Origin of the sequence: Pseudomonas congelans (assembly GCF_900103225.1) — a bacterium.
GTDB classification, from domain to species: Bacteria; Pseudomonadota; Gammaproteobacteria; order Pseudomonadales; family Pseudomonadaceae; genus Aquipseudomonas; species Aquipseudomonas congelans.
The window spans coordinates 653,148-667,253 of record NZ_FNJH01000003.1 but is presented as its reverse complement, the minus strand read 5'-3'; the positions used below and the strand labels follow the sequence as shown (position 1 = coordinate 667,253).

Annotated in this window: 12 protein-coding genes; 4 read left to right on the top strand and 8 right to left on the bottom strand. The window is 59.2% G+C overall.

Annotated elements, in window-relative coordinates; translation table 11 throughout:
* Positions 1-75: 75 nt before the first annotated feature.
* From BLR20_RS14420 to BLR20_RS14390, 4 genes are all read right to left on the bottom strand, one after another.
* Complete coding sequence (locus BLR20_RS14420) at positions 76-312, bottom strand: DUF1653 domain-containing protein (RefSeq protein ID WP_010430827.1); 237 nt, start codon at positions 310-312, stop codon at positions 76-78.
* A 104-nt stretch (positions 313-416) separates the two neighbouring features.
* Positions 417-1,592, bottom strand: coding sequence for an acetyl-CoA C-acyltransferase FadA (gene fadA / locus BLR20_RS14415; RefSeq protein ID WP_003370497.1), 1,176 nt, complete (start codon positions 1,590-1,592; stop codon positions 417-419).
* Between the two features lie 4 nt (positions 1,593-1,596).
* On the bottom strand, positions 1,597-3,762 hold the full coding sequence (fadB, locus tag BLR20_RS14410; protein WP_054992602.1) for a fatty acid oxidation complex subunit alpha FadB: 2,166 nt from the start codon (positions 3,760-3,762) through the stop codon (positions 1,597-1,599).
* Between the two features lie 693 nt (positions 3,763-4,455).
* Positions 4,456-4,893, bottom strand: a complete 438-nt coding sequence (locus BLR20_RS14390; protein WP_032611597.1) for a hypothetical protein — start codon at positions 4,891-4,893, stop codon at positions 4,456-4,458.
* A gap of 129 nt (positions 4,894-5,022) precedes the next feature.
* Between BLR20_RS14390 and BLR20_RS14385 the strand changes: the two genes are divergently transcribed.
* Entirely contained in the window at positions 5,023-5,463 is a 441-nt protein-coding gene (locus tag BLR20_RS14385) for a universal stress protein (RefSeq protein ID WP_054992601.1), read from the top strand.
* 68 nt (positions 5,464-5,531) lie between these two features.
* Here the strand turns inward: BLR20_RS14385 and BLR20_RS14380 are convergent, their stop codons facing one another.
* Positions 5,532-7,442, bottom strand: a complete 1,911-nt coding sequence (locus BLR20_RS14380; protein WP_010430843.1) for an ATP-binding cassette domain-containing protein — start codon at positions 7,440-7,442, stop codon at positions 5,532-5,534.
* Between the two features lie 204 nt (positions 7,443-7,646).
* On the opposite strand from BLR20_RS14380, the gene BLR20_RS14375 reads away from it, so the two are divergent.
* Positions 7,647-9,575, top strand: a complete 1,929-nt coding sequence (locus BLR20_RS14375) for a transglycosylase SLT domain-containing protein (RefSeq protein WP_003412171.1) — start codon at positions 7,647-7,649, stop codon at positions 9,573-9,575.
* Between the two features lie 57 nt (positions 9,576-9,632).
* Here the strand turns inward: BLR20_RS14375 and BLR20_RS14370 are convergent, their stop codons facing one another.
* Entirely contained in the window at positions 9,633-10,442 is an 810-nt protein-coding gene (locus tag BLR20_RS14370; RefSeq protein ID WP_010430848.1) for an MOSC domain-containing protein, read from the bottom strand.
* 102 nt (positions 10,443-10,544) lie between these two features.
* Entirely contained in the window at positions 10,545-11,471 is a 927-nt protein-coding gene (locus BLR20_RS14365; protein ID WP_003315817.1) for a chemotaxis protein CheV, read from the bottom strand.
* Between the two features lie 450 nt (positions 11,472-11,921).
* Here BLR20_RS14365 and BLR20_RS14360 point away from each other — a divergent pair, with 450 nt between their 5' ends.
* The gene (locus tag BLR20_RS14360) at positions 11,922-12,353 is read left to right on the top strand and encodes a hypothetical protein (RefSeq protein WP_054994324.1); all 432 of its coding nucleotides are present in this window, start codon (positions 11,922-11,924) and stop codon (positions 12,351-12,353) included.
* Positions 12,354-12,520: 167 nt separating this feature from the next.
* Positions 12,521-13,183, top strand: coding sequence for a response regulator (locus BLR20_RS14355; protein ID WP_010430855.1), 663 nt, complete (start codon positions 12,521-12,523; stop codon positions 13,181-13,183).
* Here the strand turns inward: BLR20_RS14355 and yegS are convergent.
* Positions 13,167-14,084, bottom strand: a complete 918-nt coding sequence (gene yegS, locus BLR20_RS14350; protein WP_032611605.1) for a lipid kinase YegS — start codon at positions 14,082-14,084, stop codon at positions 13,167-13,169. The genes BLR20_RS14355 and yegS overlap by 17 nt on opposite strands.
* Between the last annotated feature and the right edge of the window lie 22 nt (positions 14,085-14,106).

Sequence of the window (14,106 nt, the reverse complement as noted above, 5' to 3'; positions counted from 1 at the left end):
AGGAGCTTGTAAAGGCCACGCTATATATAGTGGCTACAAGGTGAGGTCAAGCACAGCCTGTTGTGCAATCCCCTCTCACGTTCGGGAAAACAGGCTGGGTTCAGCCTCAACCAGAGCAAAGCGCGGGACGTGCTCGCCGTCAACCTCGACCGACTCGAGAAACATGTCCAAGGGACGTACCCACATCCCGAAATCGCCGTACAAAGCCTGATAAAACACGACCTCCTCTTCGGTTTCGGAATGTTTTGCAACGCTGAAAACCCGGTAGTGCGGGCCCTTGTAATGGCGATAGAGCCCTGGTTGCAGCTGCATGTTGCGGTCCCCTTTGTAACACGTCCAAAAAAATTGCCTGAAACCATTTTTTCAAAAAACAAAAGCCGGGGCACCAAGCCCCGGCTCGCATCACACTCGGGAAGTCAGACGCGTTCGAAAACGGTCGCGATACCCTGACCCAGACCAATACACATGGTCGACACACCGAAGGTGCCGCCATTTTGCTTCATGACGTTGAGCAAAGTGCCGGAGATGCGTGCACCGGAACACCCGAAAGGATGCCCCAGAGCGATGGCGCCGCCGTGCAGGTTAACCTTCTCGTTCATCTTGTCGAGCACTTTCAAATCTTTCAACACCGGCAGGGCCTGTGCAGCGAAGGCTTCGTTGAGCTCGAAGAAGTCGATATCGGCAATACTCAGACCGGCGCGCTTGAGCGCTTTCTGGGTCGCCGGAACCGGACCATAGCCCATGATTGCGGGGTCGACACCGGCCACGGCCATCGAGCGGATCACCGCCATGGGCTGGATACCGAGGTCCTGGGCACGCTGGGCCGACATGACGATCATGCACGACGCACCGTCAGTGATCTGCGAGGACGTACCGGCGGTCACGGTGCCACCTTTTGGATTGAAGGCAGGCTTGAGTGCCGCCAGACTTTCCAGAGTAGTGTCCGGACGGATGGTCTCATCGTAGTCGAAGACTTTGAGGAAGCCATTTTCGTCATAACCCTGCATCGGGATGATCTCGTCCTTGAACTTGCCTTCCAGCGTCGCCTTGTGAGCCAGCTGGTGGGAACGCAGACCGAAAGCGTCCTGCTGCTCGCGGGTGATGCCGTGCATTTTCCCGAGCATTTCAGCGGTCAGGCCCATCATGCCGGAGGCTTTGGCGGCGTGCAGGGACATGTGCGGGTTAGGGTCAACGCCATGCATCATGCTGACATGGCCCATGTGCTCGACACCACCGATGACGAATACGTCACCGTTGTTGGTCATGATTGCCTGAGCAGCGGTGTGCAGTGCGCTCATGGACGAACCACAAAGACGGCTTACCGTCTGCGCAGCCGAGGTGTGCGGGATCTGGGTCAGCAATGACGCCATGCGCGCGATGTTCCAGCCCTGCTCCAGGGTCTGGTTGACGCAGCCCCAGATCACGTCCTCGACTTCAGCCGGGTCAACCTTGTTGTTGCGCTCGAGCAATTTGCTGATCAGGTGCGCGGACATATCTTCGGCGCGGGTGTTGCGGTGCATGCCGCCCTTGGAGCGGCCCATCGGGGTGCGACCGAAGTCGACAATCACGACGTCTCTTGGATTAAGGCTCATTGGTTCATTCCTCGGAAGACGCTTGACCGAAGAAGCTCTGGCCATTGGCGGCCATCTCACGCAGCTTCGCGGTCGGTTGATACAGGGCACCCAGTTCGGCGTATTGGTCAGCCAGGGCAACGAATTCGGCAACACCGATGGAATCGATGTAGCGCAGCGCGCCGCCACGGAACGGAGGGAAGCCGATGCCGTAGATCAGGCCCATGTCAGCCTCGGCAGCGGTTTCGACAATGCCGTCTTCCAGGCAGCGGACCGTTTCCAGGCAAAGCGGGATCATCATCCAGTTGACGATGTCTTCATCGCTGACTTCGCGCTGCTCGTAGACAATCGGCTTGAGCACGTCAAGCACTGCCGGGTCGTTGACCTTCTTGGGCTTGCCTTTCTTGTCGGTCTCGTAGGCGTAGAAACCCTTGCCGTTCTTCTGCCCGAGGCGCTTGGCTTCGTACAGCGCGTCGATCGCAGAGCGACGATCGTCCTTCATGCGATCAGGGAAGCCTTCGGCCATGACATCACGACCATGGTGGCCGGTGTCGATACCGACTACGTCCATCAGGTAGGCAGGGCCCATTGGCCAGCCGAATTTCTCCATGACCTTGTCGATGCGCACAAAATCCACGCCCGCACTGACCAGTCTGGCGAAGCCGCCGAAATACGGGAACAGCACGCGGTTGACCAGAAAGCCCGGGCAGTCGTTGACCACGATCGGGTTCTTGCCCATTTTCTTGGCATAGGCAACAGTCGTGGCGACTGCTTCTTCACTGGACTTCTCGCCACGGATCACTTCCACCAGCGGCATCATGTGCACAGGGTTGAAGAAGTGCATGCCGACGAAGTTTTCCGGGCGCTTGAGGGCCTGGGCCAGCAGACTGATCGAAATGGTCGAGGTGTTGGACGCCAGAATGGTGTTCTCACCCACGTTGGCTTCGACTTCGGCCAATACCGCCTGCTTGACCTTGGGGTTCTCGACGACCGCTTCCACTACCAGATCGACGTTGCCGAAATCGCCGTAGGACAGCGTAGGACGAATGGCGTTAAGCGCTTCGGCCATCTTCGCAGCGGTCAGACGACCTTTCTCCAGGCGACCGCCAAGCAGTTTGGACGCTTCGTTCAGACCCAGTTGAATGGCTTCTTCGCGGATATCCTTCATCAGGATCGGCGTGCCTTTGACTGCCGACTGATAGGCAATGCCGCCGCCCATGATGCCGGCGCCCAGTACGGCAGCCTGCTTCACGTCCTTGGCGATCCTGTCGTAGCCCTTGGCTTTCTTTTTCAGTTCCTGATCGTTCAGGAACAGGCCGATCAGACTCTGCGCAGCAGAAGTCTTGGCCATTTTCACGAAACCGGCGGCTTCGATCTCCAGCGCCTTGTCACGACCGAAGTTGGCGGCTTTCTGGATGGTCTTGATAGCTTCGACAGGGGCCGGATAGTTCGGGCCGGCCTGACCTGCGACGAAGCCCTTGGCGGTTTCGAATGCCATCATCTGTTCGATGGCATTGAGCTTGAGCTTGTCCAGCTTCGGCTGGCGCTTGGCCTTGTAATCGAACTCGCCGGAAATGGCGCGCTGGATCAAATCAAGGGCAGCAGACTGCAGCTTGTCGGGCGCTACCACCGCGTCCACGGCACCGACCTTGAGAGCATCTTCCGCAGCGTTTTCCTTGCCCGAGGCAATCCACTCGATTGCGTTGTCAGCGCCGATGATGCGTGGCAGACGCACGGTGCCGCCGAAACCCGGGTACAGGCCCAGCTTGACCTCGGGGAGACCGACACGAGCGCTGCTGGCGATGACTCGATAGTCTGCGGCCAGGCACATTTCCAGACCGCCGCCCAGCGCGATTCCGTTGATTGCCACGACAGTCGGCACGTTCAGGTCTTCGAAATCACTGAAAATCCTGTTCGCTTCCAGATTGCCGGCGACCAGTTCAGCTTCCGGCAACTTGAAGTTTTCGACGAATTCGGTGATATCCGCGCCGACAATGAATACATCTTTGCCACTGGTGACAATCACGCCCTTGATCGACGCGTCAGCCTTGACCGCATCGACTGCCTGACGGAGCTCATTGAGGGTGAGACGGTTGAACTTGTTGACGGACTCACCCTTGAGGTCGAATTTCAATTCGACGATGCCACTTTCAAGAGCCTTAACCGTGATGGCTTTACCTTCGTAAATCATCAACTGATCTCCACAATATGGAAGCTGAACAATACCCGCCGGACCTCAATGTCCGACGGGGCTACGACGTCGCCGTCGATGAACACGCCAAATCACACGCTTACCGCCGCGACGTGGTAGTCGGGATTCTGTCAGAGCCCTCTGACGACCAAACGCTCATTTCATACGCCCGTTTGATTTGGGTACGCACACCATCAGGCATAACCACACGATTGTCAATTCGACAAAACGTCTGAAAATCGTCGTTTTAACAGGAGCATGCGCAGACTTCATAATGCCCACGTAGACCTACGATCCTCCATCATTCGCACCAATGATAGTGGCCATTCGAATGCCCTGCAGCTGCCGCAGGGGGCACGCTGTAATACGCCGCCACGCAAGGCCTGGCAGGCATCTGCATGACGATAGCCACGCCGCGTGACATTCGATAGGTACAGGAAAAAATCAACCAGAAACGCACCGCACGAGGGCACGCGCAAAAAATATTTGCAGGAATCGCGACAAAAAGGAGCAAAAGGTCTAGAGTCGCAACACTGCGCCACAAGAGGCTCGCAATGCAGCTGATTTGCGGGTGCGCAACAGCGAAAGCCGACATGGCGGCGAAAGCCTGTCGGCACGCGACGAATTATCGGCCTGCCTGGCCAACCCCGGCCCGATGTTGTTATCGGGCTTTTTAATGCCTGCGATTCAGGGTCAGGCCAGCGCCTTGAGCACCGCGTCAATACGCTGTAACACTTCTGCCTCGCCCCGCTCGGCCCAGTACACCGCAATCAACTGCCCGTCAGCCTCGACCTTGTAGGCATCCACGGGCAGCGTTTGCAGATAAGGCAGCAGCTTTGCGTCTTCGCAAGGTTCGCGCCAGCGGTTGCGCCACACGCCCGGTTCGCTTTGCCAGTACACCCAGGCATCTGCATGCGAGCCCAGACGCGGGCGATGGTACTGCGCGCAAGGACTGGGCGGCTCCTTGCTCAGCCAGTGCGGCCATTCCTGCGGGGTCAGTTGCATGCCCATGCCCAAGCGCCGCGCCTGCATGCGCAGCGCCATCCTGCCGCTCTGCTGACGTGAGGGACGTAACCATACCAGCGGACTCAGCATCACACCAATGATTGACAGGACTATCCAGAACGTCATATTTCTTGCCCCCACCCGATTTCAGGCTCTTTACAACATTCTTGAAAACAATGACTTGCACATGGGCCTGCCCAGATGCGAACGAAAGAGCCATACTCCCATCATTGCATTCTCCCGGAGGACACCCTCATGCCGTACGAACACATTCTGGTTGCCATCGACCTCACCGATGAGTGTGACCCGGTCATACGTCGCGCCAGCGGGCTGGCCAAGGCCAGCGGGGCAAAATTGTCGGTCGTGCACATCGTCGAACCGATCGCAATGGCGTTCGGCGGCGACGTGCCGATGGACCTTTCACAGCTGCAACAGCAACAGATCGATCAGGCCAGGGAGAAGCTAGCAAAGCTGGAGGACAAGTATCCGCAACTGGAGAACAGCAAAAGCCACATGGTGTTCGGCCAGCCCCGCCAGGAAATTCACAAGCTGGCCAAGAGCGAAGAATGCGACCTGATCGTTGTCGGCAGCCATGGCCGTCACGGCCTGGCCCTGCTGCTCGGCTCGACCGCCAACGACGTCCTGCACGGCGCACCCTGTGATGTGCTGGCAGTGAGCCTCAAGAAGCCCGAGTAAGCTGCCCCGCTACAGCGAAAAGCCCGGTTAACCCGGGCTTTTTTGCATGTCAGGAACGCGCCGGACGATCACTCGTCCAGCTCGGCCCAACGCTCCAGCAGCTTGTCCAGCTCGGCCTGCAGGTTTTCCAGCTGCGCCAGCACAGCTGCAGTCTGCTCTGCCGAGCGCTGATAGAAGCCCGGCTCGGCCATTTCCGCATTCAGCGCGGCCATCTTACCTTCCACTTCATCAATCTGCGCAGGCAACGCCTCCAGCTCGCGCTGAAGCTTGTAGCTGAGCTTTTTCTTCGCCACAGGCATGTCCTGAGCGGCAACCGGTGCGGCCTGCACCACAGCGCTGGCTAGCTCGGCCTTGCCCGACTTGGTGTCGGCGACGCCCAGCAGACGCGGCGAACCGCCCTGACGCAACCAGTCCTGGTAACCCCCCACGTACTCGCGAACCTTGCCTTCGCCTTCGAACACCAGAGTACTGGTGACGACGTTGTCGAGGAATGCCCGATCGTGACTGACCATCAGCACAGTGCCCTTGAAGGTCAGCAGAACCTCTTCAAGCAGCTCCAGGGTTTCGACGTCCAGGTCGTTGGTCGGTTCGTCGAGTACCAGCAGGTTGGCCGGCTTGCTGAACAGCTTGGCCAGCAACAGACGTGCACGCTCGCCACCGGACAGCGCCTTGACCGGTGTGCGGGCACGCTGCGGGCTGAACAGGAAGTCACCCAGGTAGCTCAGGACATGACGGCTCTGGCCATCGATATCGATGAAATCACGACCTTCGGCAACGTTATCGATCACGGTCTTTTCCAGATCGAGCTGGTGACGCAACTGGTCGAAATAGGCCACGTCCAGACGCGTACCGACTTCAACCTTGCCGGCAGTCGGCTGCAGATTGTCGAGCATCAGCTTGAGCAGCGTGGTCTTGCCGGTACCGTTGGCACCGAGCAGACCGATACGGTCTTCACGCTGCAGGACCATGGAAAAGTCCTTGATAAGGGTCGGCCCGCCCGGATGAGCGAAGCTGACGTTCTCAAGGATCATGACCTGCTTGCCGGATTTCTCGGCAGTGTCCAGCTGAATGTTGGCCTTGCCGGTGCGTTCACGGCGCTCGCTGCGCTCTACACGCAGCTCCTTGAGCGCCCGCACACGACCTTCGTTACGGGTACGACGAGCCTTGATGCCCTGACGGATCCAGACTTCTTCCTGAGCCAGACGCTTGTCGAACAGTGCGTTGGCGGTCTCTTCGGCGGCCAGCGCAGCTTCCTTGTGAACCAGGAAGCTTGCGTAATCGCCGTTCCAGTCGATCAGGCCACCACGGTCCAGTTCGAGAATGCGGGTGGCGAGGTTTTGCAGGAATGCCCGGTCGTGCGTGATGAACAACACCGCACCCTGGAAATCCTTGAGGGCTTCTTCAAGCCAGGCGATGGCGCCGATGTCCAGGTGGTTGGTCGGTTCGTCGAGCAGCAGCAGGTCCGGTTCGGAAACCAGCGCCTGGGCCAGCAGGACGCGACGACGCCAGCCGCCGGACAATTCGGCGAGGGTCTTGTCGGCAGGCAACTGCAAGCGGCTCAGGGTGCTGTCGACCAGCTGCTGCAAGCGCCAGCCATCGCGGGCTTCGAGGTCCTGCTGAACATGCATCAGCTTGTTAAGGTCTTCCTCGGTGACGCAGTTCTGTGCCAGGTGATGATATTCAGCAAGCAAGGCACCGACGCCGTCCAGACCTTCGGCCACCACGTCGAACACGGTCCGTTCGTCGGCTACCGGCAATTCCTGGGGCAATTCACCGATCTTGAGGCCTGGCGCGCGCCAGACGGCGCCTTCATCAGGCTTCTGAACGCCTTTTACCAGCTTCAACATGCTGGATTTGCCTGTGCCGTTACGGCCGATGATGCACACCCGCTCACCACGGGCGATCTGCCAGGACACCTTGTCCAATAACGGCATGGCGCCGAAAGCAAGGGACACATCGCTGAATTTGAGCAGGGTCATGAGCTTCTCCAAAAACCGGGCGCGCATTCTACCTGAGATAGCAGGCGGATGTCGGCATTCATGGCACCGCCCCGCGCCTCGACAAGACTTTATGACCGCCAATTATTTCCATATGAGACAAGCTCGTCGGCAATGCTTTCACCAAGAGCTGGCAAAAGGCTAAGCTAGCAATACTTTTCACCGACTCATCTGCTCGGAAGTCTCATGCGCAGTCGTTTGTTCAGCTTTTTATCGTGCCTGCTCCTCTCCGCCACCGCCGTCCAGACTGCTCATGCGGTAGACCTCAACCAACAACGCAAGTATTACGACGAAGCGAAGCGCGCACTGGCCAAGGGCGATTCAGGCCCCTACCAGATGTACGCCACGGCCCTGGCCGACTATCCGCTGGAGCCTTACCTCGAATACGACGAACTGACAGCGCGCCTGAAAACGGCAAGCAATCCCGAGATCGAGAAGTTTCTTGCCGAACACGGCGACCTGCCGCAAGCCAACTGGATGAAGCTGCGCTGGTTGCGCTGGCTGGCCGAGCGTGGCGACTGGCAGACCTTCGTCAAGTATTACGACCCGAAGATGAAGTTCGTCGAGCTGGACTGCCTGTACGGGCAGTACCAGTTGAACAGCAACAAACGCGCCGAAGGCTTCGCCAGTGCCGAAAAGCTCTGGATGACCGGCAAGACATTACCCGCCGCCTGTGACGGTTTCTTTGCCCAGTGGGCGGCCGCTGGCCAGCTGACTGAACAGAAGCGCTGGCAGCGCGCCAAGCTGGCGGCGCAGACGCGCAATTACAGCCTGGCCAGCACGCTGGTCGACAGCCTCAACTCGCTGGCACCGCAAGGACGCCTGCTGCTGGCTGTCGCGCAGAAACCGGAGATGGTCAACAATCCGTCGCAATTTGCCCCGGTAGACGAAGCGATGTCCGACGTGGTCGGTCTCGGCCTGCGCCGGCTCGCCAAGCAGGACCCGCAGAAAGCCCTGTCGATGCTCGATGGCTATGCCGCGACCATGCATTTCTCCCGCGAAGAGCAGGTCGAGATTGCCAAGGAAATCGGTCTGACCCTGGCACGTCGTTATGACGACCGCGCGCTGGAGGTCATGACCAAATACGACCCTGAATTGCGTGACGACACCGTGACCGAATGGCGCCTGCGCCTGCTGCTGCGCCTGGGTCGCTGGGAGGACGCCTATGAGCTCGCGCGCCGACTGCCCAAGGACCTCGCAGCCACCAATCGCTGGCGCTACTGGGAAGCCCGTTCTCTGGAACTGGCGCAACCCAATAGCCCGCTGATTGCCGCGCTGTACAAGGATGTAGCCAAGGAACGTGACTTCTATGGGTTTCTGGCCGCCGACCGCACCCAGAGCCCGTACCAGCTCAACAACAAGCCGCTGGTGCTGAGCCAGGCACTGATCAACAAGGTGCGCAACACGCCCGGCGTGCGTCGCGCACTGGAGTTTCATGACCGCGGCGAGATCGTCAATGGTCGACGAGAGTGGTATCACGTGAGCCGTCTGTTCAATCGTGACGAGATGGTTGCGCAGGCCAAGCTGGCCTACGACATGCAATGGTATTTCCCGGCAATCCGAACCATCAGCCAGGCGCAATACTGGGACGACCTGGATATTCGCTTCCCGATGGCGCACCGCGACACCCTGGTACGCGAAGCCAAGGTGCGTGGCCTGCATTCGAGCTGGGTGTTCGCCATCACGCGCCAGGAAAGCGCCTTCATGGACGATGCCCGCTCGGGCGTCGGTGCCAGCGGGTTGATGCAACTGATGCCTGCCACCGCCAAGGAGACCGCGCGCAAGTACAGCATCCCGCTGGCCTCGCCTCAGCAGGTGCTGGACCCGGACACCAACATTCAGCTGGGCGCCGCCTACCTGAGCTCAGTGCACGCGCAGTTCAACGGCAACCGTGTGCTAGCCTCAGCGGCCTATAACGCCGGGCCGGGGCGCGTACGCCAATGGCTCAAAGGCGCCAACCATCTGGCCTTCGATGTGTGGGTAGAGAGCATTCCGTTCGACGAAACCCGTCAGTACGTGCAGAACGTCTTGTCGTACTCGGTGATCTACGGCCAGAAACTCAACTCGCCGCAGCCTCTGGTGGACTGGCACGAGCGGTTTTTCGACGACCAGTGACCGGTCGGCAGGAGTGCTGCGTACAGCACTCCTGCCGGACAACAGCGATGCCCGCCCCTACTCCAGCACTTCGACTGACATCCCCACTTCAAGCTCGCCCAACCCCTCGTTTGCCACGTTCTGACCGAACAGCACGTTGCCTTCCACTTCCCGATAAGTCTTGAGCGTGGCGAATGGCTCGCGGTCTGCGCTGCGCTCGCCGGTTGCCGGGTCGACGGTAGTCAGGATGCAGCGCGCACAAGGCGTCAGCAGCTGGAACTCGATGTCACCAATGCGGATGCGCTTCCAGCCATCCTCGGCAAAGGCCTCGGCGCCTTCAATCACCAGATTGGGCCTGAAGCGCAGCATTTCCAGCGGCCTGCCCAGACGCGCAGACAGGTCGTCGAGCGAACCCTGCCCGATCAGCAGCAATGGAAAACCATCGGCAAAGCTCACCCGATCATTGACCGTCTGATAGCCGCCAGGGATCCAGCGCGCACGCTCCGCCGGCAGGTAGACCATACGCGTGGGCTTGCCGATAAACCGGCTGACCCATTCGGCGGCCTTATCGCCTGCATCCGGCACCTGCAACGAGTCGCGCCAGACCGTCACACCACGCAGGTTCACGTCGATATCCAGCGGAATCGCGACATCCAGAGGCTCGAAGCCAGGTGCCGAAAGCGTCACACCGCCGCTGGCGCTCCACAACACCGACAGTTGGGACATGTGCGGCAGAGCACGCTGAGTGAAGAACCGGCCATTGCTGGCGTCGACCAGCATCCAGCGTCGATCGCCCGCCAACCCCAACGCATCGAAGGATGCGCGCTGCATCGACTCGGCCTTGCAGGATTTGAGGGGGAAACGATAGAGCGAGCTGAGACGTAACATGGGCGCCGATTCCTTTGAGGGCTGGATAAGCTTTGATGCAGACAGCAAAGCTTATCCGAAGCCGAAGCCGGCGGCACTCGCGATGAAGAATCGAGCGCGGTGTCAGACAATCATCAAAAGACGCTCGCGCACGACCTCGACCAGCTTGTCGGGCTGAAACTTGGAGAGGAAGTTGTCACAGCCGACCTTCTTGACCATCGACTCGTTGAAGCTGCCGGACAACGAGGTATGCAGGACGATGTACAGACCGCGCAGGCGTGCATCGTTGCGAATCTCGGTGGTCAGACGGTAGCCGTCCATTTCCGGCATTTCCGCATCGGTGAACACCATCAGCAACTTCTCATGCACATTCTCGCCGGCATCCGCCCAGGCCTTGAGCATGTTCAGCGCCTTGAGGCCGTCACTGGCTACGTGCAGCTTGAGGCCCAGCTGGGACAGCGTGTCGCGCAGCTGCGCCAGCGCGACCTTGGAGTCGTCGACCAGCAACACTTCGCGACCACGGGCATTTTCCAGTACCGGGTCTTCGAGTTTTTCGCGGGACACCTTGGCGTTGTACGGCACGATCTCGGCGAGCACCTTTTCAACGTCGATGATTTCAACCAGTTGATCATCGACCTTGCTGATGGCGGTCAGGTAATGCTGACGACCGGCGCTGACCGGCGGCGGCATGATCGCGTCCCAGTTCATGTTGACGATGCGGTCGACACCACCGACCAGAAAGGCCTGAACCGATCGGTTGTACTCGGTGACGATGATCGTGCTGCCTGGGCCCGGCACCAGCGGGCGCATGCCGATGGCCTGGGAAAGGTCGATCACCGGAAGGGTCTGGCCGCGCAGATTGACCACGCCACACACAAACGAATGACGTTGCGGCATGAGGGTCAGCTTGGGTAGCTGCAATACTTCCTGGACCTTGAACACGTTGATCGCAAACAACTGCCGACCGGCAAGGCGAAACATGAGGATTTCCAGGCGATTCTCGCCCACCAGTTGTGTGCGCTGATCTACTGTGTCGAGAATGCCTGCCATTATTAGCTCCTGAAGCGATGGTCGCGTTGATTCTGTTGAGCCTGTATCGGCTGAAATCAGCCGGACCTTAATGGCGATAAACGGCCACTCTCAAGCATTGATGTCACTTTAGCATCATGCTTTACTGATGTCGCTTTCCAGACACGCAAATGCAGCCACAAACCAGCACCGAAAATGCCTCGGTGCTTCTTTGCGCCCAAAGCCAGATCAAACAACCGCAAAAAGTCAATCAGGGATAACCTGATATGATCGACATCTCTTTGCCACTATCGTGACGCCATTCTCATTATATGAATGGCGTCAGGTTTGTGTCCGCTTTCCAATCCTTGCAATCGAGCGGCGCTGGCAACATTCAGAAACGCCCTACATACTTTTGTTTGAAATCGACATTAACTGTCAGCTATTCGCCGCGGGCGGAAGTTCGCTATCCATGATCAGTGGAGACAAAGGATGCTGAGTCACAACGATTGGCAGCACAAGCACGACGAGTTTCTGAGCCTGTCTCAGGCACTTCTGCACAAGTCGGAAGAATGTCTTTCGCATCTGGAACTGATCCCCAACGACGAGGACGCTACCGGCTGCCTGCTGACAACCCTTCGCAAACTCGCGCAAGAGGCAGAGGCCGTTCCTGTGCCGTGCATTGCCGATTTTTCCCGCCAGCTGTGCCAGCTGTTGAAAACCGGCAGCCAGACCAGTGAGCTTTCGCAGGAAGCTCTGCTGGCAGTCAAGAACTGCCTGACACTGATGTACTGGCAAGTCGAGCTTCTCGATCCGCAAACAGGAGAGCTGACGATGGACGACCACGAACAGCTTGAGCTGCTGGAAAAACTGGCCAGCGTCTCCGCGCAATCGGCCTTGCCGAAAGATGCAACCCGCCAATAACACGCCATCACGTCAGGCCGCTGAGAATCGCATCGCGATGTCATTGAGGCAGTGTTGTCGCGTCAGCATTTTCCGTTCATTGTCTTTAATGCCGTTAACATCGTCTTCGAGCTTGACCAGAGACTGCACACGCGCTTGAGCGCGTCCCATTTGCACAAGAAATCACAATGACCTGCAATCTGTTATTGGTCGACGACCACTCCCTTATCAGAGCCGGCGTGCGAGCGCTGGTTGCAGACATGCCTGGATACACCATCCTCGGCGAAACGGCTGACGGTACGCAGTTGGCGAGCCTTGCTCAGCAGCTCAAGCCCGACATCATCCTGCTCGACATCTGCATGAAAAGCATCGACGGCCTGGATGCACTCGAGCACCTGTTGAAGATGCAACCGCGCTGCAAGGTGCTGATCCTGTCGATGCAGAATGATCCGGACATGATCATGCGTGCGCTGGACATCGGCACGCATGGCTACCTGCTCAAGGACACTACGGCTGCGGAACTCGAACAGGCACTGGGGGCGTTGCGTAACAACGAGCGCTATCTGAGCCCGGCCATCGCCGAGATGGTCATCGAGTGCGCACTGCGCGGTACACCTTCGGACAGAGCCTGGGCGGCGAAAGAGCGCTATCGCCTGACCGCTCGCCAGCTCGAAATCCTGCGCCTGATCGTACGCGGCAAGTCCACGCGCGAGATCGCCGATGGCCTGGGGCTGAGCGTCAAGACCATCGAGACTCACCGTGCCCAGGTCATGAAGCGCCTGCAGATATTCGACGTGGCCGGACTGGTGCTGTTCTGCGTTCGCGAACGGATTATCAGTCTGGACGATTGAGCTTCGGTGCGCCGCCCAGTACCGGCGAGTCCGCTGGCAGGTGCACCTGAAGCGCGCCCGGCCGGGCCTCGAAACGCAGGTCCTCGCCCGACAGCGGCTCACCGTCAAGATTGATATCCAGGCCTTGCGCGGACTTGAGCTCTACCCACGGCAAGCGCGCTCGAATGAACATGTTATCGATACCCAGGCCACCCTCCAGAAGGCTCCTCAGTGTGCCGACCACCTCCTGAGGCGCTGGCAGGATACTGATGTCGAGCAGACCATCATCGGCCAGCGCGGTCGGGCACAGCTCGTGTCCACCACCCGCCTGCCGACCATTGCCAATACCCAGTGCAAGCAGATCACCGCGCCAGTGAAAATCCGGCCCGGTGAGCTCGCCATGGGCCGCATGCAGCTCGCTGAATCGGGTCAGGCCGGTGAACAGGTAGGCAGCCCCACCCAGGACCTTCTTCAGGTCCTCGGAGGTGTTCGCCGTGACCTGGCTGCCAAACCCGCCGGTCGCCATGTTGAGGAACAGCTTGCCGCCGACCTCACCCAGATCGACGGCACGCGGAGCCACGTCCATGAGTTGCAGGGCTTTGGAGACCTCCAGAGGCACGCCGGCCGCACGGGCAAAGTCGTTGGCAGTCCCCAGTGGCAGAATAGTCAGGCTGGCCTTGGTTTCAGCGAGTGCCAGGGCTTCGGCGATATCCCGCAAGGTGCCGTCGCCGCCACCCGCAACGATGTGCCGATGGCCGGCGGCCAGGGCTTCGTTGACCAGGCGCTGAGCATCGCCAGCTTCCCAGGTCAGACGCACGTCCAGTTCCCAACCCTGCTTGCGCTTGTCTGTCACCGCATCACGCACGTCTTCGTTGAGTGCCTGTTTACCGTGAAGAATGAGCATTGCCCTGCGTTGTGTCATGACACCTCCCCTGCCGAACCCT